Here is a 26,888-nt window from a genome sequence, read left to right on the forward strand (position 1 = left end):
TAAAACTATTACGACACTGGCAAGGGGATTGTAATTTTAATTGAGTGAATTGGTTCGCATTAGTTTAAACATAATATCCTCCAAAAAATGGCAAAAAATGATTTCAAACTAGCTTGGCGTAAACTCCTAAAAAATAAAGGTTTTACTTTCTTAAATATTGTTGGTCTGACCTTGGGTTTTACGGGTTTTATCCTTTCCTATCAATACATCAATCGGGAAACGAGTTACGATAAATGGAATCCACATTTTAAGGATATCTACCAAATTGGCCTTGAAGCAGAAGGTGCATTTACGGACGAAACTTCACCTTCTCTGGCTCCATTGCTAAAACAGAATTTACCTGATATTGTATATGCAGGTAGAAAAATAGTTTACAATTACGGAAGTTATCCCCTTTTTGGTGAAAAAACAGTCCTTATTAAAAATGCTGCACTGATTGACTCCTCAGCCGCACGAATCTTTCAAATCGAAAATGCGACCGGACCGCTCTACAAAAACAAGGACCAAAAGGATGCGACCATGGTCAAAAGCCATATTGCCGAACAACTATTCAAAAAAGAAGACTTAAATTTTGACAGTCCCCAGTCGATTCCAGCTCTAAGTCTACAAATTGGAATGAAGGAAACAATCTACGGCACCATCAAAAAGCAAGGTCTGTCCATGATTGATTACGATCTCCTTTTTATCCGTGAACCGCAGGATCTCTTTGCCGATAATAATCCCTTTTTGTATCAAACTTATATTCAGGTTCGGCCCGGTACGGATATCACAAAGTTGACCAATCGCATCAATGCGCTTTACCAGAAAGAAATTGCACCAAAAGATAAAATACGCTCATCCAGTTATGCCAAGGGAAAAATCTATCTAGATCCACTTGCCAACCTTCACCTTCGGCCAAAAACGGGAAATAACACGGCTTATATCATTACGTGGATTATTGGTATTCTTTCGGTCTTGATTCTTTTACTTGCTTCGGCCAATTTTGCCAACATGATTATGGCACAGGCGGATCAACGACTTAAAGAGCTTGCCCTAAAAAAAATATTGGGAAGCTCACGTTGGGCTATCGTCAGGCAATTGGTACTGGAAGTATTTATTCTGACTTTCAGTGCTGCAATCCTAAGTTTCGTTACTTTGGCCCTCACAGGAAATATCCTCCAAAAATGGTTCAATGATGATCTTAAGGGGTATATTTTGAGTTCGGAGACAATCGCCCAACTTGCTATTGCCGTACTATTGACAACAATTCTATCGGCAATATACCCAGCGATCGTACTCTCTGGCTTCAAATCCGTCAATCTGCTCAAAGGCGGATTATCCTCAATACTAAAGAAAGGAACATTCCGAAATGCCTTGCTAACTTTCCAGATCAGTATGGCTATCCTCTTTATCTCGGGCATGTTGGTTATTAGAGCACAGCTAAATTATATGCAACAGGCGGATAAAGGGTTTGAGCCTGCACAAGTTGTCAATTTCAAAGGTGTAGGTATGTATTACAATAAAGACACCTACAATCAATTAAAACGTCGATTAGAAAATGACCCGAGTATTGCAGCTACCGCATCGGCAACAAATATCCCAGGAGAGGGCGAACAGCCTCCTAAAATGGATTTTTCTTATGCACAAAAAACTGTTTCATTCGCACATGTCGGCATTGATCCTAAATACTTCAAGACGTTAAATATCCCCAGCATACAGGGGAACACCAATATTTCAATAGATCAACTGCTTCGCGATTCCTTGGCCAACTATGCTATTATCAACGAATCTGCAGCCAAAAATTTAGGACTTGAAAACCCTATGGGGGCTAAAATTAAAGGCTGTGATGTCAACTTCGAAATTGTCGGTCTGGTCAAAGACAGTAAAGCTTATGGTTTTGAAAATGTAGTTCAACCGACCATCTATTCATTTAAAAGTGAATGCGGAAGCATGCGCTTGCAAACAACCCTCATGGTCAAAACAAAACCAGGAATGGTCGATCGGGCAATTCAAACAGTCAAAGCAGAGTGGGAGAAAAATCCATCCACAAAAGATCTGCCCCTTGATTATTCCTTTATGGATGAGCAATATGCTTTACAGCACAAAAAACAGCAAGAATTGCAGACTGCTTTTAATAGTTTCACCAGCCTTTCTGTTATCATCGCGGCCTTAGGGCTGTTCAGTATGGCGGCATATCAGGCGGCATTACGAAAAAAGGAAATGAGCATCCGTAAAGTACTAGGAGCGTCGGTACAATTGCTCTTTATTCAATTGAACAAACCATTTTTCAAGCTCTTTCTGATCGGGATCGGCATAGCCCTTCCAATAGCATATCTGCTCATGAATAGGTGGCTTTCCAATTTCGCCTATCACATTCAGCTGTCCTGGTGGTCGTTTTTGATCCCAATATTTTGCATATTTATACTCATATTGGTTTCCATCAGTTTCCAATCTATCAAAGTCGCAAAAACAAATCCAATAGATAGCCTGCGCGATGAATAAAAGATAATATGAGCAGAGAGGGCCTTACCCCACAATCGAACAATAAATATGGTTACTAGTAAAAATATAAATACGAATATCTAAGATCTCAATACTAAAAAATGATACAATTAAAAAATTTATTCAAGTGGTATAACGTAGGTGGTACACGCTCATTCGTCCTTAAAGATGTAAGTCTCGATATCGCTGAAGGTGATTTTATCTCCATCATGGGACCTTCAGGGTCTGGAAAATCGACTTTATTAAATATTATCGGTATGCTCGATGAACCTGATGAAGGTGAATATATCTTTATGGGCGAGAATGTATTGGAAATGAAAGCGAAAAAAAGAACGCAACTATACCAATCTCACATCGGCTATGTATTTCAAGCTTACCATCTCCTGGATGAATTGACCGTATATGAAAATATTGAAACACCCTTGATCTATAAGGACATTTCGAGCAAAGAAAGAAAAGCTATTGTTGCCGATATGCTCGATCGCTTTGGTATTGTTGGTAAGAAGGATCTCTTCCCAGCCCAGCTATCCGGTGGCCAACAACAGATTGTAGGTATAGCGCGTGCATTAGCGGGATCACCCAAGTTATTGCTGGCCGATGAGCCTACGGGTAACTTAAATTCCAAACAAGGTGAAGAAATCATGGATCTATTCAAACAGCTCAACGATGATGGTGTTACAATTATACAAGTAACCCACTCTGAAAAGAATGCCGAATACGGCAAAAGAGTTGTCAATATGCTGGATGGTCAGCTCAAATAATTGTATGCCAATTTAACCTGGATAATCCCTACGCAGTACATCAATTACGCTAGGGATTTTTTTAGCTCATATTTCGAATCAATTCTTTAACTTCGTTATGATGAATGAGAGAGAGTTGAAATCGCTTATATCCCTGTTGGACGACACCGACCAACAGATTATTCAGGAAGTGGAACACCAGTTAAAAAGCCAAGGTCCTGAGGTTGTACCCTATTTGGAAAAATTTTGGGAATCAAGCTTCGATCCCAGAATACAGGGGCGGTTAGAGAATATCATTCATGAAATTCAATTTGATCAGACCAAAAACGAGTTACAGATCTGGAACCTGAGTAACTCATTCAATCTACTGGAAGGATTAATTATCCTCAATAATTATCAATATCCTTCTTATCAAGACCACAAGATTATTTTGGCGATAGAGGATCTCAAAACTGAGGTATGGCGCGGTTTGCATTACGACATGAGCCCACTGGAAAAAGTGAACCTGATGAATCATGTTCTTTTTGGCTCCTTCGGCTTAGCAGGAAATACAAAGGATTATCATCACCCACAGAATTCCTATATTGGTCAAGTGCTCGATACCAAACAGGGAAATCCCTTAACCCTATCCTGCATTTATAGTATCATTGCACAAAAATTGGACATTCCAATCTACGGTATTAATTTACCAAAGCATTTTGTTTTGGCGTATATGGATTCGGATGAAGAAGGGAATGAAAATGTGCTGTTTTACATCAATGCCTTTAATCGTGGGCAGGTTATGCAGAAAAGCGATGTAAATTCATTTTTGAAGCAACTGAACCTCAATCCGGATAGAGAATTTACCTATCCCTGCGACAATGTGACAATCATTAAACGAGCTTTACGAAACCTGATGTCTGCCTACGAAGAACATGAAAGTTCAAACAAGCAACAGGAAATCAAAGAGCTTTTCCAGTTGCTTGCTTAAACTGCATGTTAGAAAACATTAGCTTCACGAGCATCTAAAAAGATATAATTAGGTGTCATGGAGCCATAGGTTTTCGCCGCAATATCGGGTTTTACATTGCCTTCGCCTAAGCTAACTAATGGAAAACGCGAAATTGTACGATTCGTTAGATCAGAAACATAAAAGAATTTCCCTTGTTCTGTACGGTCATCAATGGCTATCCCCCAAGGTTTTACTAAGCCTGTATTAGCCCCACCGACAACATAGTCCGGCTCCACGTTCGTTTTATCCGTGGCGCCGCTAAATAAGGTTTTTGGATCTTTAAAAAATAGTACTTCACTACCGGAAGTTACCGCCAACAAGTTCTTTTTGGGAGCATATGACACCGAGCCTAATCCCGTTTTACCATTGATATATACTTTCATCATTGGCGTAAATCTAGTGGAAGCTACAATGGTATCGCGAGCACGGTCGATGAGTTCTTGTTTGAGTTGTGAATATACCGCAAAACCACTTTTATTTTCTGTTCCTTCATTATTAAAACCAATCAGCAACAATTTCTCATTACTATCACTCGTGATGCTGTTCAATAAGGTCAGTGAACTCGGAACAATGGTCCCAAGGTTAATCTGTTTGTCAATGATCGGTGCTCCACCTTTTGAACCTACTTTTCCACTTGGTGTACTTATAGCATATAACATGGAGTTACCTGCTCCACGATTTGTAACAGCCAAAAGAAATGGTGTTGTAACAGATCCAGAAGCACCATTTTGTTGGGCATAAGTATAGTAGCCCAACCCCCTTACATTGGTAAAACCGGTGTATCCAATAGCACCTGCATTACCAGGAATTCCATAGATCTCATTGGCAAATGGAATCACTTGAAGAAAGGTATCCTGTGCCGTAACACTCGCCTGAAAGATAGCCCGGGCAGCAGCATCAAAAAGAATTGGACCACCACCCTTTGCCGGAGAAAGATATTGATAGATATTATCCAAGTTGGTCGTATCAGCCGGATCGATAATCATCATGTTTTTAAGCGCAGAATTGTTCTGGTCGTAATCCAAGAAAGAAACATACAATCTGGAGATCAAAGTAGCCTCTGTTCGCTGAGGTTCATCATCCAGTTTCTTACAGGCTGTGAAACCTATTATACTGGCAAAGAATAGAATAACAAAGGATTGAAATGAAAATTTCATATATTTTTTATTAAAAATAGCGTATTGCGTTAAACATACAAATCTACTAATATATGCAGCATATAAACGAATTTATATAATTCTTTTAAGGACAAACTCGCATAAGTAAAACGGAAATATTTGTCAATTCGCTACTTTTTGATTAAAATTGTCCTTGTTTTTTGTTAGCACATACGATTATGGAAAATAAGGAATTTGTAAGGGAGACGTTGGCATTACCGGGAGAGGGCAAAAAATTACTTTTACACTCCTGCTGTGCTCCTTGTTCAGGAGAAGTGATGGAAGCGCTCATTGCTTCGGATATCGATTTTACAATCTATTTTTACAATCCCAATATTCATCCCCGCAAAGAATATGATTTACGCAAAGACGAGAACATACGATTTGCGGAAAAACATAATATCCCTTTTATTGATGCGGACTACGATGTTGATCATTGGTTTGATTTGGCCAAAGGGATGGAGCAAGAGCCTGAAAGAGGCATTCGCTGCACCATGTGTTTTGATATGCGTTTTGAAAAAACAGCTGAGTATGCGGCTGCGAATGGCTTTGATGTGATTTCAAGTTCGCTGGGTATCTCCCGCTGGAAAAACATGGAGCAGATCAATGATTGTGGTTTACGTGCTGCCTCCCGCCATGAAGGGATGGAGTATTGGACATTCAACTGGCGCAAGAAAGGTGGTTCTGCCCGTATGCTTGAAGTCTCCAAAAAGGAGAAGTTCTATATGCAGGAATATTGCGGCTGTGCTTATTCGCTACGTGACACCAACAAATGGCGTATGGCACATGGGCGCGAAAAGATAGAGTTAGGCAAAAATTATTATGAATAAGCCCTGTTACTGGTGTATATAAAGCTTTGCTTCGGAATATTTAAAAAAATATTTCTATCCTAATGATTTTATACATACCTTTGCAGGCTCAAATGCAAGATTGTGAAACATCTAAAACAATACAGAATTCCCTTTTCGGGGCTCAACGCTGGAAAGCACAATTTTGAGTTTGACATTAATAAAAAGTTCTTTGACTGCTACGAACATTCGATTGTAAAAGATGGCAACCTGAAAGCAGAAGTTGAATTGCAAAAACAAGAAAATCTATTGATTTTGCATTTTGATATCCAAGGCGAAATTCAATTGACTTGTGATACCTGCTTAAAAGAGTTTATGTCACCGATTTCAATTCAAGAACGAATATTAGTCAAATTCACGGATGAAGATTGGACAGATAATACCGAAGAGGTGTTGATCTTATCCAAAAGCGACCATGAGTTGGATATAGCTGAGTTATTATACGAATACATTAATTTAGCTGTTCCCTATTTCGTTAAATGTGAAGAGCAGGGACAAGGCATACAATGTGATCCTGAGATGCTCGCGTTATTTACAAGCGAGCCTGATTCAGAAGAACAAAAAGAAGAAGAAATTATCGACCCACGTTGGGAAGCATTGAGAAATATTAAAAATAACTAAAACAAAAATACGAGATGGCACATCCAAAACGTAAAACTTCTAAATCAAGAAGAGACAAAAGAAGAACACATTATAAAGCTGAAGCTCCAAGCTTGACAGTATGTAAAGAAACTGGCGCAGTTCATTTACCTCACCGTGCGTATACTGTAGACGGAAACTTGTACTACAACGGTAAATTGATCATTGAAAATACAGCTGTTGTCTAAGGTAAACCTTTCATAACACCAAAACATCCCAGACAAGCACTATTTTAGAAATTTGCTTTACTTTGGGATGTTTTTTGCGTATTATTGATTTACTAAATAATAACGGATGAAGATTGGTTTAGATATTTTAGGAGGAGATTATGCTCCTAAAGCAACGATAACAGGTGCTATTGAAGCACAAAAACAGCTTACTGGAGACCAAAGAATAGTCCTTTTTGGTAAAACTGAAGAGACTAAACAATTAATCAATCAAGCCGGAGGAAATTCATCTGACTTTGAATATGTAGAGGCTCCAGAAGTCATTGCAATGGGTGAACATCCAACCAAAGCGATAACTCAAAAACCCAACTCAAGTATTGCGAAGGGATTTGAATATTTAAAAACAAAAGAAATTGACTCATTCGCTTCTGCTGGTAATACTGGCGCCATGCTTGTGGGCTCAATGTTCAGCGTTAAAGCTATCCCAGGCGTATTACGTCCTGCAATAGCATCCATTGTTCCCAAATTAAAATCAGGCTTCGGAATCTTATTGGACGTCGGCGCTAATGCGGACTGTAAACCAGAGATGTTGAACCAATTTGCAATCTTGGGAAGCGTCTTTGCCGAACATGTGTTTAATGTATCCAACCCTAAAGTGGGATTATTGAATATCGGAGAAGAAGAAGAAAAAGGAAACATCCTAACAACCTCTACCTACCCCCTACTTAAAGCCAACGACAAGATTAACTTTATCGGAAATGCAGAAGGCCGTGACCTGTTCAGTGACCATGCCGACGTTTACGTCTGTGATGGATTTACAGGCAACGTCGTCTTGAAACTCGCAGAATCATTTTATGTAGTGACATTGAAAAAAGGTTTTAAAGATGATTTCTTCGACCGATTCAACTACGAGCAGTACGGCGGAAGCCCCATCTTGGGAGTTAATGCTCCTGTCATTATTGGCCATGGTATTTCGACGCCTGAGGCCATTAAAAATATGGTTTTATTTTCAAGAGATATGATCGAGTCTAAGTTCATTGACAGCATCAGATCTATTTTCAATTAGAATATTTATGTCAAAGATTCACGCCGCAATCACGGCTGTAAATGGTTACGTTCCGGATTATATCCTTACTAACAAAGAATTGGAAACAATGGTCGACACCAACGACGAATGGATTGTTTCCAGAACGGGAATCAAAGAGCGTCGCATCTTAAAAGGTGAAGGGCTTGCTACTTCAGATCTTGCTGTACCTGCGGTTCAAGGTTTATTGAAAAAAAGAGGTATAGCTGCTACAGATATTGACCTTATTATCTTTTGTACAAGCACACCAGATATGCTGTTCCCTGCGACTGCAAATATTCTGGCCGATAAAATCGGAGCAACAAATGCATGGGGATTTGATCTTCAGGCTGCTTGTTCAGGTTTCTTGTTCGGTCTGAATACGGGAACACAATTTATCACTGCTGGTACACATAAAAAAGTCCTTGTTATCGGTGCAGATAAAATGTCTTCGGTAATCAATTATCAAGACCGTAATACCTGTATCCTATTTGGTGATGGTTGTGGTTGTGTATTGTTGGAGCCAAATGAAGAAGGAATGGGTATACAAGATGCTATTTTAAAAACCGATGGTTCCGGAGGACAGTTTTTGAATATCAAAGGTGGGGGTTCACTGAATCCGGCGTCGCATGCAACTGTAGATGCAGGATTACATTATGCTTACCAAGAAGGTCGTACGGTCTTTAAATTTGCAGTAACCAATATGGCAGATGTTGCACATGAGGTTATGGTCAAAAATAACTTAAAGGCAGAAGATATTGCTTGGTTGGTACCTCATCAGGCCAACAAACGTATTATTGATGCAACTGCAGAACGTGTGGGTCTTCCAGAAGAAAAAGTGATGGTGAACATTCAAAAATATGGAAATACCACCAGTGGTACTATCCCTTTATGCCTATGGGAATGGGAATCTCAATTGAAAAAAGGAGATAATCTTATCCTTGCAGCTTTTGGCGGTGGTTTCACTTGGGGATCCATCTATTTAAAATGGGCGTATTAATTGTCCATTTTATGGTATAATTTATTACTTTTGACAGTTAGAATTTTTTAGAAACAAACAAAACCTAGAATACTATGGGTATGGATATCAAACAAATTCAGGACTTGATTAAATTCGTTTCAAAATCAGGTGTGAATGAAGTCTCAATTGAAGAGCAAGATTTTAAAATTACAATAAAAACAAATCAAGAGCCTACGTACGTAACAGCTACTGTTCCTGCTATTGCTCCAATTGCTGCTCCTCAAGTTGCACAAGCAGCGGCGCCAGCTCCAGTAGCTAGCCCTGCAGCACCTGCCGCAAGTGCTGAAGCAAACTTGATTACAGTCAAATCACCTATGATCGGTACATTTTACCGTTCGGCTGGACCTGGTAAACCATCTTTCGTCAATATTGGTGATGATATCAATACCGGTTCTGTATTATGCATCATTGAAGCAATGAAATTATTCAACGAAATTGAATCTGAAGTTTCAGGTAAAATCGTTAAGATTTTGGTAGAAGACGCTCAACCTGTTGAGTTCGACCAACCATTATTCTTAGTTGAGCCTAAGTAATTTACAATTACGTAAATGAATACATGTAGCCTCCAAAGGGCTACATTTTTTGCAAACTTCATAATTCAAGACAATGTTCAAAAAAATATTAATTGCAAATAGAGGCGAGATTGCCCTGCGCATTATCCGTACCTGTCGTGAAATGGGTATCAAGAGTGTCGCAGTATATTCCACTGCTGATCGAGATAGTTTACACGTAAGATTTGCGGATGAAGCCGTTTGTATTGGTCCTCCTCCAAGTAGAGATTCTTACTTAAACATTCCGAATATTATTTCTGCTGCTGAATTGACAAATGCAGATGCAATTCATCCAGGATATGGCTTCTTATCGGAAAACGCACGCTTTTCAGCAATCTGTGCAGAATATGGTATCAAATTTATTGGTGCTACTGCAGAACAGATCGAAAAAATGGGTGATAAATCCCGTGCTAAGGATACCATGAAAAAAGCTGGAGTTCCTACAGTTCCGGGATCTGAAGGTTTGATTTCAGGTGTAAAAGAAGGTATTACATTAGCGAATGAAATTGGCTACCCAGTCATCATCAAAGCAACTGCTGGAGGTGGTGGTCGTGGTATGCGAATCATTTGGAAAGACGAAGAGTTCGAACCAGCTTGGGATTCTGCGCGTGTTGAATCTGCTGCTGCTTTCGGTAACGATGGCATCTACCTTGAAAAATATGTAGAAGAACCGCGTCACATCGAATTCCAAATTGTGGGCGATCAATTTGGCACGGTATGTCACCTATCTGAACGTGACTGCTCGATACAACGTCGTCACCAAAAATTGATCGAAGAATCTCCATCACCTTTTATGACTCCTGAGTTGAGAGCTGAGATGGGTGAAGCTGCAGTCAAAGGTGCCAAAGCTGTAAACTATGAAGGTGCTGGTACAATCGAATTCTTGGTTGACAAACACCGTAATTTCTATTTCATGGAAATGAATACCCGTATCCAGGTCGAACACCCTGTAACGGAAGAAGTAATCAACTTTGATTTGATCAAAGAGCAGATAAAAGTGGCCGCAGGAATTCCGATCTCTGGTAAAAACTATGAACCAGGAATGCATGCGATTGAATGTCGTATCAATGCGGAGGACCCTTTCAACAATTTCCGTCCTTCACCAGGTAAAATCACCAACTTCCACTCACCAGGTGGACATGGTGTACGTGTAGATACACATGTTTACTCTGGTTATTCAATTCCGCCGAACTATGACTCGATGATCGCTAAATTGATCACTGTGGCACAAACACGTGAAGAGGCCATCTGTACTATGGAGCGTGCATTGAGCGAATTCGTCATTGAAGGGATCAAAACAACCATTCCTTTGCATTTGAGATTGATGCGTGACCCTAACTTTAGAGCCGGCAATTTCACAACAAAGTTTATGGAAACTTTCGACCTAACGGAATATCCAGCAGAAGATTAAATAAAATTATCTTTACATACATAAAAAATACCATTCTTTACAATAAGAATGGTATTTTTGTTTCCAAACAATTTTTATGAGTACACCTAATTCGAAAGATCTAATACAAGCTATTAAAGATAAAGGGAAGAATATAGAAGCAGAAATGTCTTTTTTTGACCACCTTGAGGTTTTGAGATGGCATTTGGTCCGTTCAGCAATTGCGATCTGTATCTTTGCAGGTATTGCCTTTACATTCTACGATTTCGTATTCAACGATATCATCATGGGGCCAAAGAATCTAAATTTTTGGACCTATCGCATGATGTGTAAAGCCGCAGATGCTTTCAATTTAGCGGACTTCTGTGTCAAGAAAATCCCCTTTAATATCATCAATACCGAACTAGCAGGTCAATTTATGCTTCAGATAAACTCCTGTTTATTGATGGCCTTGATGATGGGCTTCCCTTACCTTCTTTTTGAAATCTGGTTATTTGTAAAACCAGCATTGACCGATGTAGAAAGACGGTCTGCACGTGGTTTTGTCTTTTACGCTTCTTTATTGTTTATCTTAGGTGCACTCTTCGGATACTACATCGTTGTACCCTTATCCATCAACTTTTTAGCAAATGTATCCCTAAGTGATGAAATCGTCAACCAGATTACTATTGATAACTACCTTTCTACGATATCAACGTTAACATTGGGCTGTGGGATTGTTTTCCTACTTCCAATACTGGTATTTATCCTCTCGAAAATAGGCATTATGACCCCTGAATTTATGCGGGCCAGCCGTCGTTATGCAACTGTAATTATTTTAGTGATAGCCGCTATCATTACACCTTCTGCAGATGTGATCACCATGTTGACCGTTGCAGCACCAATGTTCTTATTATATGAGATCAGTATCATGGTTTCTGCGGATGTCAAAAGAAAAAAAATAGCACAAGAAAAATAAAATAACAATAAAAATGAGCAGCGTAAAGAAAATTGCGATTGGAAGTGACCACGCGGGTTTTGAATACAAAACAGCTTTGGTAAATTTTCTAAATGAACTGGGATATGAAGTAACAGACTTTGGAACAAATTCTCCAGATTCAGTTGATTATCCAGATTTCGCACACCCAGTTGCATCAGCGGTAGAAAACAAAGAAGCTGATGCTGGAGTCTTAATTTGTGGAAGTGCAAATGGTGTTGCTATCACAGCGAATAAACACCAAAATATCCGTGCTGCGATCTGTTGGTTGGAGGAAATTTCGGCCTTAGCCCGTCAGCATAATGATGCGAACGTCGTATGTATACCTGCACGTTTTATTGACCTTGACCTTGCTAAAAAGATCGTCAACACATTTATGAACACGGAATTCGAGGGTGGACGTCACGCTAACCGTGTAAACAAAATAGCTTGTAGCTGTTAATAAATTAACATTTTTTAAGAAGCGGATGAAAGGTAAACTACACTTTTCATCCGCTTTTTTTTATATATTGTGCAGATACTGACACCTGTTATACGAATTAAGCAGATGATGCTCGCTTAATCCGGTTAATTAGAATTACAAAAATAAAGCGTTGAAAGTCGCACTAGTAAAAAATAAACAATGAAAAAAATATACAACCTGCTTTGGATCGCATGCTCCCTGATGAGCTGTGCAAAAGCACAGGACGTAAACAGTAAATATGCGGATGAAATCACAGTAGAATCTACACAGAAGCATCTGCGCACATTAGCTTCTGTCGATTTTGAAGGCCGAGGGACCGGCCAAAAAGGGGGGCGCCTGGCAGCAGAATATATTGCCAATGAATTTAAAAAATATGGCCTTAGTGCGCCTGTCAATGGATCCTATTTCCAACCCCTGCAGCTAATTCGCAACAGCTTTAAGGTAAAGCAATTTAGTATTAACGATAGACCATTCCAGCATGGTAAGGACATTTTTGTCATTGGCAACAATGAGAACAAGTTCTTCGAAAGCAATGAAATTGTGTTTATTGGCTATGGCATAGATGATCCCAAGTATTCGGATATCTCAGGCATGGATCTCCACAATAAGATTGTTATGTTGATCAATGAAAATGAGCCAACAGATGAGAAAGGGAATTCATGGATTACCAGCAAAAAGACTGCTTCGGACTGGGCAACAACCCGAAATAAAAAAGTCAAAGAGATCCTTAAACACAGTCCCAAAATGGTACTAGCCATCAATAGTCAGCTGTCTCAACTTTTGGAGGATGCAGGAGACCGTGCTATTGAGGGCCGTTATAATTTGGCGGTGGACCAACCCGCGCCGGAAAAGTCGCCGATGATCCCTGTGGTCAATATTACAGACCATGCAGCAAATTATATTCTAAACCTAGCGAGAACCAATCTTGCTACTGTGGTTGCAAAGATTAATCGTACGGGACAACCGAATTCCTTTGCTATTTCAACAAATTTTAAAGCTGAGTTTGGCACCGATGCGGCTCCTTTAGCCGATCCTAATATTCTTGGCTACCTGGAAGGAACAGATAAAAAAGACGAAATCATTGTGATCGGGGGCCACTATGACCACGATGGAATAGATTCCAAAGGAAATATCTTCTTTGGGGCCGATGACAATGCCTCGGGCACAACAGCTGTCCTTGAGTTGGCACGTGCTTTTTCTAAAGCTAAATCAACCGGAAATGGCCCACGGCGCAGTATTTTGTTCATCACCTATGCGGCAGAAGAAAAAGGTTTACTGGGTTCCAAATTCTATACAGAAAATCCCATATTTCCATTGAAAAACACCGTTGCCTGCATTAATATTGATATGATCGGCCGTGTTGACGACAAACATCTCAAAGGTAATCACGATTATATCCATGCGATCGGTTCAGATAAATTGAGCTCGGAGTTATATCAGATCAATAAAAATGAGAATGAAAAAAATACGAAACTGGAGATTGACTATATGTATGACAATCCAAAGGATCCTATGCGCCTCTACTATCGCTCCGATCATTATAACTTTGCCAAGAAAGGTATACCATCTGTGTTTTACTTTTCGGGCTTGCATCCGGACTACCACACGCCTGCAGATACCTATGACAAGATCGACTTTCCATTGATGGTTAAACGTGAAAAGCTCGCATTTTACACCGCATGGCAAATAGCCAATCGAGAAAATCGCCTGGTGGTTGACAATAATAAAGAGTAAGGTCAAATTATCGGCTGTAATAAGGATTACTTTATACTATATAAAAAAGCAAGTAAATGATTGTTTACTTGCTTTTTTATGTATTAAAATGACCTTTAGCATAAACCTTTTATCCACAATTATTGTTATCTTTAATACAAAACAAGTATAATTTATGGCTTTTGTAGATTACTATAAAGTGCTTGGCATTGATAAAACAGCTTCAGCTGATGAGATCAAAAAAGCATATCGAAAACTAGCCCGTAAATACCACCCTGATGTCAACCCCAATGACAATGAGGCCAAACAACGATTTCAGGAGATTAATGAGGCAAATGAAGTATTATCCGATCCCGAAAAGCGCAAAAAATATGACCAATACGGTGAACATTGGCAACATGGAGAGGAGTATGAAAAAGCGCAGCAACAATACCGTCAGTCCCAATCCACCGGAGGAAATCCATTCGGAGCTGGGGGAAATCCATTTGGTAGCGGCGGTTCCCACGAGTACACTGGAAACTTTGATGATGGGCAATTCTCGGATTTCTTCGAACAGATGTTTGGCAGCAGACGCGGGGGAGGCCGCCAAAGTACATTTCGTGGGCAGGACTTTAATGCTGAACTCAGCTTAACCTTACAAGAAGCTTACACCACACATCAACAGACCTTCAATATCAATGGAAAAAGTATCCGCATCACGATTCATGCTGGAGTGGAAGATGGTCAAAAAATCAAACTGAAAGGGTATGGCAGTGAGGGCATCAACGGAGGGCCAAAGGGAGATCTCTATATTACAATTAATATCACACCAGATGCCCGTTTTAAACGCCAGGGGAATGACTTATACACTACACTTGATGTAGACCTTTATACAGCTATTCTAGGCGGCGAAGTGACCTTAGATACATTCGGCGGAAAAGTTAAACTGAAAATTAAAGCCGAAAGTCAAAATGGCGCAAAAATGCGACTTAAAGGAAAAGGATTCCCCTTATATCGCAAGGAAGGTGAATTTGGCGACCTGTATGTCACATTGAATATCCAAATGCCCAATAATCTGTCTGCCGAGGAAAAGGCATTGTTCCAACAGTTGAAGGATTTAAAACAATAATCTTATGGAAACGACACTCATTAAAGTCATTGACTTCTGCCAGTCAAGAAAGGTTGAAACAACCTTTCTGCAAAGCATGGAGGAATACGGACTCATACATATTGTCATTCAACAAGAAGAACAATATATTGATGAAGAGGAGCTCCAAAAATTGGAGCGTTTTTCAAATCTCTATTATGACCTTGAAGTAAACCCTGCAGGAATTCAGGTTGCTAGCCATCTATTGGAAAAAGTTGAGCAGCTCCAAAATGAAATTTTGCATTTAAAGAATAAATTGAAAGCCCTGGATTATTGATCCAAGGCTTTCAATTTATTCTTTAGAATTCGACATCCCGCTCTGTATTCACCTTAGTCTGCCAAACAATTTTGTCTTGCAATGTGGTATACAGAATTTCATAATCCCCTTTACAGGTCACAAAGGACCCATAAAAATCTCCGGGCTTCATCACGCGGTAAACAACCAGTTTTCGTTCTCCGCCAACTTCACCATAAGCTTTCATTAACATATAGCCTGTTTTATTCACCTTTTCTTCAGGGATTTTATAATCCAAATGTGAACGGCTACTACCATCATCGGGGCATAAAATCTCTGTGCGGCTCGGGGTAAATTTATAACGGTCGCGATACATAGCAACATTAGACATGACCACATCCTTCGCCCACGCGATATCGGTAAAATCCTCAGGGAAGAGAAAGATCAGCGACACCATTTTCTCTTGCCAAAGGCGTCCATTAAACGGAATTACAAAATGAAGCAGCTTTTGTCCCTTAAAAGTTGTAGTCGTATAAAAATATCGCCCTTCCTTATTTTGCTCCCGTTGAAAAGAACTTAAATCAAGTAGGTGATTTTTCTTCCCTTTTACATTTGGCGAGTTGTTCACTACAGCAAGCATGTCATACTGATATTTTCCTTCCAGATGTCCAGAAAACAAAACCTGATACGCGGTATCTGAATAGCGTAAATGGCGCAATACACGACGAAATCGATTGTCAACCTGCTTTGCATTAATTGGATTAGTCTTACCTTGCCAATTTTTCTCCTCCATAATATCATCCCCGAGGAATACGGTGAGCTCTTTGTTAATATTAACAAAATACTCATCTCCTTGTACAGCAAAACCGTTGGGAACCACTTTATAGGACTTACAGGACGAAAGCATGGCCAAAACCACAATAAAATAGAAAATTTGAATGAATCTGCTCTGCATATTTATGATCTAATCTTTACTTCTTTAAATTTAAACGAATCGGCAATGTGTAAGCAACTCGCACCGGTTTACCGTTAACTATCCCCGGCTTCCATTTTTTTGCACCTTTTAAGAGCTCCAATGCCGCCTCTTTGGTTCCATAACCAAGATCTTTTTTTACATCAAAATGGGATAAACTACCATCCTTTTCGACAATAAAAGCCACTTCAACAATACCGTTAACACTCCGTTTAATTGCTACTTCAGGAAAAACAAAATTATCGCCTACCCAGATCATAAAAGATCGCATTCCCCCAATAGGTGTTGGTTGCACCTCAACTTTATCAAAAGTTACTAAATCGGACTGAAAATCCAACGAAAGATTCCAGCGGTCGCGTTCATCTTCCGTCCTTATCGCTTTTACTTCCTTGAGTTGTTTTTCCGTCTCTTCACCAGATTCAGCGCCGGGGAATGAATGAGATGACATCCGAACCTTTCTGCCCAATGTGTCGGTTTCCTCCCAATAATAAGTTGTTTTTCCGCCAACGGTAACGGGTAAGGAAAGCAGCGATCGAACGACTTTCCCATTGACGATTGCAGGTTTCCATTTCCCACTTGCTTTTATACCATTTTCCACAGCTGATGCTAGGCCATAGCCCAAATCATTCTTAGCCTTTATATAGCTCAACTCACCATTTTTCTCCACGATGGCTGTGATGACAATTACCCCGATCACATTATTCTTGATAGCTTCATCACTCACTTGAATTCTACTGCTCAATCCCATGACATACTTTTTCATTCCTCCAACTGGAATGGCCAATACCTCTGGATCTTTGTAGACCTTCCTGTCTTCATTTACCTGTTCGTTTTTTAACTCCTCAGGTTGGTTCGATAATGTCTGCTCATCAGTCACAGTTAACCTATTGACGCTTTCTTCAACATCCGCTACCATATCCTTGGCCCTACTCGTATTAAAGACCAACGTAGACCCCGCTACCACCAATAGCATGGGCAACACAATCACATATAACAAGCGTTGCCTTTGTACAGATTTAACTTTAAATAACATCGTGATGCGCTGCTTTAAAAAAGAATGGTTGGAAAACTCATGTGAAAAAGCCAATTGATCTGTACGTAATGCATGAGCAACCAGCATTTCTGCATAAGCCACTTTATCGGTCGAGCAAATTTCATCAACAATATACTCGTGTTGAAACCTTATTTCCTTTTGAAAGAAATACACAACAGGATTGAACCAATTGAAAATTTTGAGCAGCTCAATCAACACCAAATCGTAGGAATGTCCCTGCGCAGTATGGACCTGCTCATGCCATGCAATATTCTCCTTGTTTTTAATCGATTTTCCAATCACGATCCTATTAAAAAAAGAAAAACTCAGGTATTCAGGAGAAGAGCGCAATACCCGAACAAGTTGCCTGATGCGTATCACCAGGAAAAAAAAGGCGACTCCCACTCCTATCCAATAAATCTTGGTAAGAATATCCAACAGAAAAAGAGGTTTTTCTTCGATCGGGCTCCCGATTTCGACATCCATATATGTTCCTAAATCGACCTGTGGAATATGATTGGAAATCATCTCTGTCTTGGGCAATTCAATAAAAATACCCACGGGAGCTAATAAAGAGAATGCAACCATTCCAATCAGATAGATCCGATTCCATTGAAAAAAAGTAAGTTTTCTAAAAATCAGTTTGTAGAGCACAAAACTGATAATCAATGAAACATTGACAATCAATAAGTAAATCATAATCAAAAGTTTATAAAAGAGTATTGGTTGTTATTTATTACGTTCGATGATGGACAAGATGTCATCAAGTTCTTTGATGTCCAACCTATTCTCCTCCAAAAAATAAGAGAGCATACTTTTGGGCGAATTATCAAAATAATTGGTTAATAACTTACCTGTAATACCTTTCTTATACTCCTCTTTTGAAATCTTTGGTAAATATTGATGACTTTTACCAAAAGATTCATGCGTTACAAAGCCCTTCGTTTCAAGAATACGAACGATGGTCGAGACCGTATTGTAGGCCGGTTTCGGTTCCGAAAGTCGATCAATAATCTCTTTGACAAAGCCACGGCCCATCTCCCAGAGCTCTTGCATAATCTGCTCCTCAGCTTTCGTTAACTCTTTAAAATCCTCCATAACTCCTCAAGAATAAAATAAATACCTGAATAATAAATCAATAGACAAGGTATAACTAAAAACATAGTTTTACAACTAATAAATTAGTTCAAACATAAACAAACTGACAATCAGCGTATTATTTTTTCTTTAATCTGTAATGTAGTCATTTTTATTCATCGAAATTCTTTTTCCTTGAAGCTTTCAATTGAGATTGTTGCTTCTTTCGATCCAGCCTTTTAAGAACACTCGAATACGGAGTTTTGGTTTTCTTACGAGGTTTTGCTGGCACAAGTGCGGCCGTCAATATACGCTTAAAGCGATCGATTGCGATTTCTTTATTACGGACCTGCGACCGATCGATATCGCATTCCAATTGCAGTATTCCTTCTTTATTTATACGATTTGCCAACGCGGTGAAAACCATTGCTTTTTCTTCAACAGAAACAGCTGTCGATAGCGCAGCATCCCACTGCAGCAATACTTTCGATGACACCTTGTTTACATGTTGTCCACCTGCTCCACCCGACCTGGAAAACTTAAACGTAAGTTCTCCTATTACTCCTTCTAAATTCATTTATTTTTAAATGCTTCTTCTATTTTTTCCATCTTTTTTAATAGAAAGCTCAATTTTTCCACTTGATCCCGTTGAACTTCGACAAGTTCTTGTTCTTTGCGGATAATGAGATGATCTATTTTTTCATGTAATTCCCTGATTTCGAGTTCAGCTTTTAAGTTGACCATATAGTCATTTCTTGCGCGTTCACGGTCCTTATCTTCCTGTCTGTTTTGACTCATCATAATAACTGGAGCTTGCAAGGCCGCTACACAGGACAAAATCAAGTTAAGTAAAATAAAGGGATAAGGATCAAAGCCTTTATTATTTAGCCAAAAGAAATTGGCTGCAATCCAAACAATCAAAAATAAGATAAAGGAAATAATAAAGGTCCAGCTTCCGCCAAACTCAGCCACTTTATCTGCAACCCGATCTCCTACGCTGACTGGCTCCTTATTATCTCCGTCTAAACTTGCACTGATTACTTTATTTTCCTTAAAGCTATTGATTACCTGTTGGTCCAATTGACTTAATTGCCCCGACTCATCCTTCAAAAATTCGGAGATATAAGTTTCCTTAAATCGTGTCAACTCGCTTGCGGCGATATACTTGTCCTTACTAAAACTTGGATATTCCTTTTTTATCAGCTTGAAAATAGGTTGTCGGATTGAAGCCCCCAAAATACGTTGCTCTGAAGGAAATTGCTGTCCTGAAATATCACTTATAAAGTTATCCATATACCGATTTAATGTCTATTTAAAGATAGTGCTTTTTAACCAATCAAAAAATTCACAAAACTATGGCAATTGGTTTTTGTTATTTTACGCATAAATAGTCGAAATTTGCAACACAAAATTCATGAATAAGCGTTATCAATTTTTCATGTTAGCATGAAATAATTTAAAAAGACAATTGTTAAGGTAAATAACTTGGTCGGCGCCTCATGAATAAAAATAGTTTATATGTGATAGACGTCACATGTCTTGGACGACAACACGCAGAATACTAACATTAGGTTCCTTGGAGCCTTTAAACACAAATTAAACAGCGCGTATAACGGGATGCCGTTAAAAATATACGCTCAGACATAATTACGCAGATGAAAATAGGAATTGTTTGTTATCCCACCTTTGGTGGAAGTGGTGTTGTTGCAACCGAACTAGGAAAGGCCTTGGCCGCTAATGGACATGAGATCCATTTTATCACCTACCGACAACCCGCACGTCTGGATTTCTTCTCTGAAAACCTATACTACCATGAGGTAGCTGTTTCGCAGTATCCACTTTTTGACTTTCTACCCTATGAATCTGCATTAGCCAGCAAACTGGTTGATGTTGTTCGTTTTGAAAAGTTGGATTTGATTCACGTCCACTATGCCATTCCACATGCATCGGCGGCATTTATGGCAAAACAGATCTTACTCACTACGTATGGCATTAATATTCCTGTAGTAACGACCTTACATGGTACAGATATTACACTGGTTGGTAAAGACAAGAGTTTTAGTCCTGTTGTTACATTCTCCATCAATCAATCCGATGGCGTAACTGCGGTATCACAGAATCTGAAAGATCAAACGCTCCAATACTTTGACATTACCCGAGACATCAAAGTGATCCCAAACTTTATTGATCTGGACAGATTCAGCAATAAAGATCGGTCACATTTCAAAAAAGCCATCGCACCGGGCAATGAACGTATATTGGTTCATACCTCCAATTTTAGGAAAGTTAAAAATACAGAAGATGTTATTCGTATTTTTAAGAAAGTACATGATGTAATCCCTTCCAAATTATTAATGGTAGGTGATGGTCCAGAGCGTCGAAATGCAGAGGAACTATCCAGAGAACTTGATGTATGCAAAGACGTACGTTTCTTGGGGAAACAGGATGCAGTAGAAGAAATATTGTCTGTATCGGACCTTTTCCTGATGCCTTCAAGCTCGGAAAGCTTCGGTCTAGCGGCCCTAGAAGCCATGGCCTGTCAAGTTCCAGTGATCTCTTCCAACACCGGTGGTTTACCTGAACTGAATGAAAACGGTATCACTGGATTTCTCAGTGCTGTAGGTGATGTTGATGATATGGCGAAGAATGCAATTTATATCCTTGAAGATGGGGAACGCTTAGAGAAGTTTAAAGAAGCAGCATTAAATCATGCAAAAAGATTCCAATTGTCTAATATTATGCCTTTGTATGAGCAGTATTACCAAGAAGTCATTAATCAAACAATAAAAGCACAATAAATATCACTTTAAGGCTTAAGGGATGAAAAAAATATTTTATCTTTGACCTTTGGAAAATTTCCAAAAAAACAATTATGAAATACAAACGTATCTTATTAAAACTTAGCGGTGAATCCTTAATGGGTGACCAAAGCTATGGTATCGATATTAACCGTGTATCACAATACGCTAATGATATCAAAGAAATTCACGATCAAGGTTTAGAAATTGCAATTGTTATCGGTGGCGGTAATATATACCGTGGTCTAAGCGCTGAAAAATCAGGCATGGACCGTGTTCAAGCAGACTATATGGGCATGCTTGCCACAGTCATCAACAGCATGGCTCTTCAAGATGCGCTTGAGAAGGTTGGGAAAAAGACACGTTTGCTTACTGCGATCAAAATGGAGCAAATCTGCGAACCATTTATTCGTAGAAGAGCCGTTCGCCACTTGGAAAAAGGCCGTATTGTTATTTTCGGAGCTGGTACTGGAAACCCATATTTCACGACAGATACTGCTGCATCTTTGCGTGCAATCGAAATCAATGCAGATGCTGTATTGAAAGGAACACGTGTAGATGGTATCTATACTGCCGATCCTGAAAAAGATCCTAGTGCAACAAAATTTGAAGAAATATCATTCACAGAGGTTTATGAGAAAGGATTAAATGTCATGGATATGACTGCCTTTACCCTTTGTCAAGAAAACAAATTACCGATCATTGTATTTGATATGAACAAACCTGGCAATTTATTAAAACTTGCCAATGGTGAACATGTCGGAACTGTGGTTAAATAATTTAAATCTGTAAAAAACGTAATCTTATATGAACGAACTAATTTCAATTGAATTGGACGATTGTAAAGACAAGATGTCCAAAGCAGTTGCTCACACCGAATCCGAATTAACTAAAATTCGTGCCGGTAAAGCTTCTCCATCTATGTTAGATGGAATTTCAGTAGACTATTATGGTAGCGCCACTCCGCTTTCACAAGTGGCCAACATCAATACAACTGATGCACGGACTATTGTCATTCAGCCTTGGGAAAAATCGCTTATCAACGCAATTGAAAAATCTATCACAGACGCCAACCTAGGAATCAATCCGCAGAATGACGGTATCGTTATTCGTCTAAATGTTCCTCCTTTGACAGAAGAAAGAAGACGTGACCTGGTTAAAAAAGTAAAAGAGGAAACTGAAAAAGGCCGTATTGGTGTTCGTAATATTCGTAAGGATGTCAACGAATCCATCAAAAAATTAAAAAATGACGGTGCTTCAGAAGATGAAATTAAAACTGCCGAAGGTGAGGTTCAAAAGTTAACGGATGCATTCATTGTAAAAGTTGATAAATTGGCTGAACTGAAAGAAAAAGATATCATGACTGTTTAAGTGTTCCTACTTGAATAGAAAAAAGGTCTGAAAAATATTCAGACCTTTTTTATTGGTATGAAGACCGCCCCACTTCTCACCTAAAACGGACTCTTACCGCCCCACAATACCTAATCTCTCCGAAGATTTTATAGTTTATAAAATCAACATACTCTTCAAAAATATTCCTTGTTGCACCATTGATTTCTGAACAAATAATTGTACATTGTACACTAACAAGTAATCAATTATATGATGAACAATTCTCGCCGTCAATTTTTAAAGCAAGCTGGAATAGGTCTTTCGGCAGCTTATCTAGTGCCCAACTTTATATCTTGTCAAAATAAAGCCGGTGCAATCAGCGACAATCCATTACAGAATATAGGCGTACAGCTTTATTCCATCCGCGATTTAATGGATAAAGATCCGAAAGGATCTTTGGAACAAATTGCCAAAATTGGGTATAAACATGTTGAGCTCTATGGTATAGACGCCACAGCCAAGCAGTTCTGGAAATTGCCCTACAAAGAGTTGAAGAAAATATTGGATGATAACGGTCTAAAAACACATTCAGGCCATTACGACATGTCCAAATACCTAAGTAAAGCCCACACCGACAAAGAAGACCTTGCAGTTTATTTTGATGCAGCAAAAGAGCTTGGTCAAGAATATGTAATTGCTCCTGTAACACCGATGTTTGATCTGAATGCATTGAAAAAAGACGATTATCTCTATGCTGCGGAACAATTAAATAAAGCTGGTGAGCAGGCTAAAAAGCTGGGCTTAAAAGTTGCTTATCACAACCATTTCTGGGAATTCAGGGATCTCGGAAATAATACAACTGGAGAAGAGGTAATGCTTGCATTTACTGAACCCGACCTGGTCGATTTTGAATTAGATCTTTTCTGGGCAGAGAAAGCGGGTAAAAATCCGATAGCACTCTTCGAAAAGTTTCCGAATCGTTTTAAACTTTGGCATGTCAAGGATATGGATAAAACAAAATCCAATCCTATTGAATGGCCCAAAGATGGGAAATTGCCGATTGAGCAAATCTTCAATGACATCAAGTATACCGAAGTGGGGACCGGAAGCATCAACTTCCCTGAAATCGTGAAAGAAAGGAATAAAGCCGGACTTAAATATGCTTTTGTTGAGCAAGACAATATCTATATGCCAAATAAGATGGAAAGTCTCAAAAAAAGCTACGACTATGTACAGGCAAATCTTACAAAATAAAAAAGGGAGCAATGCTTCCTTTTTTTATTTTGTAAGATTGTCAGCTTAAAATTCGGTATCTTCTACCTCTACTGCGGTCTCGATTACTTTTCTCGCCAACTCTTCTTTAAATTCGATGATATTCTTGCTGATTGTTTCATCATGTGTACCAAGAATCTGAGCAGCCAATATACCTGCATTCTTCGCTGCATTTAAAGCGACAGTTGCTACAGGAATACCATTGGGCATCTGAAGAATAGAAAGTACCGAGTCCCATCCATCAATGGAATTTGATGATTTTACAGGCACGCCTACCACAGGTAAATGTGTAATAGAAGCAACCATTCCAGGCAAATGCGCCGCACCACCCGCTCCAGCAATAATAACTTTCAAACCACGAAAAGCTGCATTTTTCGCATAATCAAACATACGTTGTGGTGTACGATGTGCTGAGACGATCGTTACCTCAAATTCCACCCCAAGGGCTTTGAGCACATCTATAGCATCCTGCATAACAGGAAGGTCTGATTTGCTTCCCATGATAATGCCTACCTGGGCCTTATTATTGACTGACATAGTATTGTTTAAGCTTTAACTTTTAATATTTCTTGTACTTTTCTTGCATTGGAGATCGCTTTCTCCCGATCATCATTGATGATACAAACATGGCCCATCTTGCGGAATGGCTTCGTATATTTCTTCCCATATAAATGGATATATACGCCTTCCATTGCCAACACCTCTTCTACTCCCTCATATTTGGCCAATCCTTCATAGCCAGGTTCACCTAACAGGTTAATCATAACGGCATTCGTTCTGCATCTGGTATCACCTAACGGTAGATTGAATATAGCCCTTAAATGCTGTGCAAATTGCGACACATAATTACCCTCTATTGTTTGGTGACCACTATTATGAGGGCGCGGCGCCAATTCGTTGACCAAAATATCACCATTTTTCGTTAGGAACATCTCTACAGCCAATATACCTACGACCTGCAAATCATCGGCAATCTTTTTTGCTATCGCCTCTGCGCGTTGTTGAATCTCTACACCATACAAAGACGGCGCAATCAAAAATTCCACCAAGTTAGCCTGAGGATTAAATTCCATCTCCACCATTGGAAATGTAGACACCTCCCCCTTATCATTCCGGGCAACAATGACCGCAATTTCCTTTTCAAAATCTACCCATTCTTCAATTAAGCTAGCTTCTTCGAACGCCTCTTGTATATCCTGTTGGGTAACAATCTTCTTCACCCCTTTTCCATCATATCCATCCTTACGCAATTTCTGGATGTACGGTAAGCTTAACGAGGCATTTACTAAATTATCCTTATTGGATATCAATTGAAACGCCGAAGTTGGTATATCGTTTTGTTTAAAAAATTGCTTTTGTAGACCTTTATCTTGAATCAGACGAATGATACGTGATTGTGGGTACACGATTACTCCCTCGCCTTCCAGTTTCTCCAAAGCATCTACATTCACCTTCTCGATCTCGATGGTGATCATGTCCAAATCCTTACCGAAATTATAGACCGTTTCAAAATCGCCCAATGAACCACATTCAAATTTATTGCACAACTTGCGACAAGGAGCATTCTTATCCGGGTCCAATACATGAACGTTTATATTGTAATTAATGGCTTCCTGGATGAGCATTCTTCCCAGTTGACCACCGCCAAGAATACCCAATTGCAATTCACCATAAAAATCTTTTGCCATAATTGATTTAAAATCTTATAAAATTTATCTTTTAAGCTTTTCCGCTGAACAATTGCTCACCTAACAAGCTTTCTTTGTCTATCTTTTTTTGCAACTCGATAAAAGCACCAATTAGTGCCTCGGGACGTGGCGGACATCCCTGGACATAAACATCCACAGGGATAACGCGATCTACCCCCTTGACCACATGATAACCATGCTGCCAATATGGACCACCACAGTTGGAGCAAGAGCCCATCGAAATAACATATTTAGGATCTGGCATCTGTTCATATAGTTTCTTGATACGATCGGCCATCTTAAAGGTAACCGTTCCAGCAATAATGATCACGTCGGATTGCCTTGGAGAAGGCCTTGGGAATACACCCATCCGATCTAAATCGTAAGTTGAAGCCATTGCCCCCATCATTTCAATGGCACAGCAAGCAATACCAAAGCTCATAGGCCACATCGAAGATAATCTTGCCCAATTCAGCAAATCATCTAATTTGGCAACAATAACACCATTATTCTGCAATTGACTATCTAAACTCATGCTTACTCAGGTTTTTTAAATCGAGGTTTAAAGGCTGGCTTCGGCGTCGACACCTGTTCATCTACCGTTATTTTGTGTGCGACAGTTTCATCTACAACCAGTGCATAATCACGCACCTGATAAGTCTTACTATTCAGGCTTGCATAGGCGCTATCCGGAATAGGTACAGGAACTTTAGGTAAGGACACATTCGGTTTAACCCATTCTAAATCACCCTTTTTCCAGACAAAAACCAATCCTAGAATTAAAATACCAATGAACATAGCCATTTCTATCATGGTAAACCACCCCCATCTTCCATCTGCCGCAATATATTCGGACTGTCCAAATACAGTGGCCCATGGAAAAATAAAAATAAGCTCCACATCAAAAAGTAAAAATACGAGGGCGATCACATAAAACCGTGGATTAAACTGAACCCAAGAAGAACCAATGGGATCCTCACCACATTCGTAGGTACCAGATTTGATGGGATTATTCTTTTTCGGAGAGATTAAACGTGCAAGAAAAATGGTCGCACAGACTAACAGCGCCCCTATCAGAAGAATGATAAGGATTTTGCCGTATTCCGATAATTGCGCGGGGTCATCCATAATAATTACAAATTTAACAAATATTT

The 26,888-nt window shown here is 39.3% G+C and carries 29 protein-coding genes; 19 read left to right on the top strand and 10 right to left on the bottom strand.

All coding sequences use genetic code 11. The annotated features are described in order from the left end of the window. Positions 1–87: 87 nt before the first annotated feature. From HS960_RS16365 to HS960_RS16375, 3 genes are all read left to right on the top strand, one after another. Positions 88–2,481 carry an ABC transporter permease gene (locus HS960_RS16365; RefSeq protein WP_182330073.1) on the top strand — a complete coding sequence of 798 codons (2,394 nt, stop codon included), beginning with the start codon at positions 88–90 and terminating at the stop codon, positions 2,479–2,481. A gap of 101 nt (positions 2,482–2,582) precedes the next feature. Continuing rightward, complete coding sequence (locus tag HS960_RS16370; RefSeq protein ID WP_046672265.1) at positions 2,583–3,242, top strand: ABC transporter ATP-binding protein; 660 nt, start codon at positions 2,583–2,585, stop codon at positions 3,240–3,242. A gap of 97 nt (positions 3,243–3,339) precedes the next feature. Further along, positions 3,340–4,191 carry a transglutaminase-like domain-containing protein gene (locus tag HS960_RS16375; RefSeq protein WP_310442314.1) on the top strand — a complete coding sequence of 284 codons (852 nt, stop codon included), beginning with the start codon at positions 3,340–3,342 and terminating at the stop codon, positions 4,189–4,191. Positions 4,192–4,199: 8 nt separating this feature from the next. Here the strand turns inward: HS960_RS16375 and HS960_RS16380 are convergent, their stop codons facing one another. Beyond that, positions 4,200–5,369 carry a hypothetical protein gene (locus HS960_RS16380; protein ID WP_153847203.1) on the bottom strand — a complete coding sequence of 390 codons (1,170 nt, stop codon included), beginning with the start codon at positions 5,367–5,369 and terminating at the stop codon, positions 4,200–4,202. A gap of 179 nt (positions 5,370–5,548) precedes the next feature. Between HS960_RS16380 and HS960_RS16385 the strand changes: the two genes are divergently transcribed. The 12 genes from HS960_RS16385 to HS960_RS16440 all read left to right on the top strand — a co-directional run bounded on the left by HS960_RS16385 (position 5,549) and on the right by HS960_RS16440 (position 15,603). Next, positions 5,549–6,199 carry an epoxyqueuosine reductase QueH gene (locus HS960_RS16385; protein ID WP_153847204.1) on the top strand — a complete coding sequence of 217 codons (651 nt, stop codon included), beginning with the start codon at positions 5,549–5,551 and terminating at the stop codon, positions 6,197–6,199. 102 nt (positions 6,200–6,301) lie between these two features. Then, positions 6,302–6,838: a YceD family protein gene (locus tag HS960_RS16390; RefSeq protein WP_153847205.1), complete on the top strand. Its 537-nt coding sequence runs from the start codon at positions 6,302–6,304 to the stop codon at positions 6,836–6,838. 14 nt (positions 6,839–6,852) lie between these two features. Further along, positions 6,853–7,044: a 50S ribosomal protein L32 gene (gene rpmF, locus HS960_RS16395; protein ID WP_046672269.1), complete on the top strand. Its 192-nt coding sequence runs from the start codon at positions 6,853–6,855 to the stop codon at positions 7,042–7,044. A 106-nt stretch (positions 7,045–7,150) separates the two neighbouring features. Then, positions 7,151–8,089, top strand: a complete 939-nt coding sequence (gene plsX / locus HS960_RS16400) for a phosphate acyltransferase PlsX (protein WP_153847206.1) — start codon at positions 7,151–7,153, stop codon at positions 8,087–8,089. 7 nt (positions 8,090–8,096) lie between these two features. Further along, positions 8,097–9,086 carry a beta-ketoacyl-ACP synthase III gene (locus HS960_RS16405; protein ID WP_153847207.1) on the top strand — a complete coding sequence of 330 codons (990 nt, stop codon included), beginning with the start codon at positions 8,097–8,099 and terminating at the stop codon, positions 9,084–9,086. 74 nt (positions 9,087–9,160) lie between these two features. Further along, positions 9,161–9,640 (top strand): acetyl-CoA carboxylase biotin carboxyl carrier protein, encoded by a 480-nt coding sequence (gene accB, locus HS960_RS16410; protein WP_153847208.1) that lies wholly within the window; start codon positions 9,161–9,163, stop codon positions 9,638–9,640. 73 nt (positions 9,641–9,713) lie between these two features. After that, positions 9,714–11,069 carry an acetyl-CoA carboxylase biotin carboxylase subunit gene (accC, locus tag HS960_RS16415; protein WP_153847209.1) on the top strand — a complete coding sequence of 452 codons (1,356 nt, stop codon included), beginning with the start codon at positions 9,714–9,716 and terminating at the stop codon, positions 11,067–11,069. Positions 11,070–11,145: 76 nt separating this feature from the next. Continuing rightward, positions 11,146–12,006 (top strand): twin-arginine translocase subunit TatC, encoded by an 861-nt coding sequence (gene tatC, locus HS960_RS16420; protein ID WP_153847210.1) that lies wholly within the window; start codon positions 11,146–11,148, stop codon positions 12,004–12,006. A 13-nt stretch (positions 12,007–12,019) separates the two neighbouring features. Beyond that, positions 12,020–12,466: a ribose 5-phosphate isomerase B gene (gene rpiB, locus HS960_RS16425; protein ID WP_153847211.1), complete on the top strand. Its 447-nt coding sequence runs from the start codon at positions 12,020–12,022 to the stop codon at positions 12,464–12,466. A gap of 180 nt (positions 12,467–12,646) precedes the next feature. Beyond that, positions 12,647–14,221, top strand: coding sequence for a M28 family peptidase (locus tag HS960_RS16430; RefSeq protein ID WP_182330075.1), 1,575 nt, complete (start codon positions 12,647–12,649; stop codon positions 14,219–14,221). Between the two features lie 154 nt (positions 14,222–14,375). Further along, positions 14,376–15,308, top strand: coding sequence for a DnaJ C-terminal domain-containing protein (locus HS960_RS16435; protein WP_153847213.1), 933 nt, complete (start codon positions 14,376–14,378; stop codon positions 15,306–15,308). A 4-nt stretch (positions 15,309–15,312) separates the two neighbouring features. Continuing rightward, on the top strand, positions 15,313–15,603 hold the full coding sequence (locus HS960_RS16440) for a chaperone modulator CbpM (RefSeq protein ID WP_088160304.1): 291 nt from the start codon (positions 15,313–15,315) through the stop codon (positions 15,601–15,603). A gap of 22 nt (positions 15,604–15,625) precedes the next feature. On the opposite strand, the gene HS960_RS16445 is transcribed toward HS960_RS16440, so the two are convergent. The 5 genes from HS960_RS16445 to HS960_RS16465 form a co-directional block, all read right to left on the bottom strand. Then, positions 15,626–16,516 (bottom strand): hypothetical protein, encoded by an 891-nt coding sequence (locus tag HS960_RS16445; protein WP_153847214.1) that lies wholly within the window; start codon positions 16,514–16,516, stop codon positions 15,626–15,628. A 16-nt stretch (positions 16,517–16,532) separates the two neighbouring features. After that, complete coding sequence (locus HS960_RS26815; RefSeq protein ID WP_202883697.1) at positions 16,533–18,266, bottom strand: energy transducer TonB; 1,734 nt, start codon at positions 18,264–18,266, stop codon at positions 16,533–16,535. A 30-nt stretch (positions 18,267–18,296) separates the two neighbouring features. Beyond that, positions 18,297–18,665, bottom strand: a complete 369-nt coding sequence (locus HS960_RS16455; RefSeq protein ID WP_075991136.1) for a BlaI/MecI/CopY family transcriptional regulator — start codon at positions 18,663–18,665, stop codon at positions 18,297–18,299. A gap of 151 nt (positions 18,666–18,816) precedes the next feature. Next, complete coding sequence (gene arfB / locus HS960_RS16460) at positions 18,817–19,221, bottom strand: alternative ribosome rescue aminoacyl-tRNA hydrolase ArfB (protein ID WP_153847215.1); 405 nt, start codon at positions 19,219–19,221, stop codon at positions 18,817–18,819. Beyond that, on the bottom strand, positions 19,218–19,937 hold the full coding sequence (locus tag HS960_RS16465; protein ID WP_153847216.1) for a DUF1003 domain-containing protein: 720 nt from the start codon (positions 19,935–19,937) through the stop codon (positions 19,218–19,220). The genes arfB and HS960_RS16465 overlap by 4 nt, the downstream gene beginning before the upstream one ends. A gap of 362 nt (positions 19,938–20,299) precedes the next feature. Here HS960_RS16465 and bshA point away from each other — a divergent pair, with 362 nt between their 5' ends. The 4 genes from bshA (at position 20,300) to HS960_RS16485 (ending at position 24,028) form a co-directional block, all read left to right on the top strand. Continuing rightward, positions 20,300–21,442, top strand: coding sequence for an N-acetyl-alpha-D-glucosaminyl L-malate synthase BshA (gene bshA, locus HS960_RS16470; protein WP_075991133.1), 1,143 nt, complete (start codon positions 20,300–20,302; stop codon positions 21,440–21,442). Positions 21,443–21,516: 74 nt separating this feature from the next. Beyond that, on the top strand, positions 21,517–22,221 hold the full coding sequence (pyrH, locus tag HS960_RS16475; protein WP_075991132.1) for a UMP kinase: 705 nt from the start codon (positions 21,517–21,519) through the stop codon (positions 22,219–22,221). Positions 22,222–22,249: 28 nt separating this feature from the next. Beyond that, positions 22,250–22,813, top strand: a complete 564-nt coding sequence (gene frr, locus HS960_RS16480; RefSeq protein ID WP_075991131.1) for a ribosome recycling factor — start codon at positions 22,250–22,252, stop codon at positions 22,811–22,813. 231 nt (positions 22,814–23,044) lie between these two features. Next, positions 23,045–24,028, top strand: coding sequence for a sugar phosphate isomerase/epimerase family protein (locus tag HS960_RS16485; RefSeq protein WP_227550265.1), 984 nt, complete (start codon positions 23,045–23,047; stop codon positions 24,026–24,028). Positions 24,029–24,073: 45 nt separating this feature from the next. Here HS960_RS16485 and purE read toward each other — a convergent pair whose 3' ends face one another. The 4 genes from purE to HS960_RS16505 are packed head-to-tail and all read right to left on the bottom strand — an operon-like array spanning position 24,074 to position 26,862. Continuing rightward, positions 24,074–24,583: a 5-(carboxyamino)imidazole ribonucleotide mutase gene (gene purE, locus HS960_RS16490; RefSeq protein WP_153847217.1), complete on the bottom strand. Its 510-nt coding sequence runs from the start codon at positions 24,581–24,583 to the stop codon at positions 24,074–24,076. 8 nt (positions 24,584–24,591) lie between these two features. Beyond that, positions 24,592–25,734 (bottom strand): 5-(carboxyamino)imidazole ribonucleotide synthase, encoded by a 1,143-nt coding sequence (locus HS960_RS16495; RefSeq protein ID WP_153847218.1) that lies wholly within the window; start codon positions 25,732–25,734, stop codon positions 24,592–24,594. Positions 25,735–25,765: 31 nt separating this feature from the next. Beyond that, entirely contained in the window at positions 25,766–26,269 is a 504-nt protein-coding gene (locus HS960_RS16500; protein ID WP_046674041.1) for an NADH-quinone oxidoreductase subunit B, read from the bottom strand. Between the two features lie 2 nt (positions 26,270–26,271). Further along, the gene (locus HS960_RS16505; RefSeq protein ID WP_182330076.1) at positions 26,272–26,862 is read right to left on the bottom strand and encodes an NADH-quinone oxidoreductase subunit A; all 591 of its coding nucleotides are present in this window, start codon (positions 26,860–26,862) and stop codon (positions 26,272–26,274) included. Between the last annotated feature and the right edge of the window lie 26 nt (positions 26,863–26,888).

Origin of the sequence: Sphingobacterium paramultivorum (genome assembly GCF_014109745.1) — a bacterium.
Lineage (GTDB): Bacteria > Bacteroidota > Bacteroidia > Sphingobacteriales > Sphingobacteriaceae > Sphingobacterium > Sphingobacterium paramultivorum.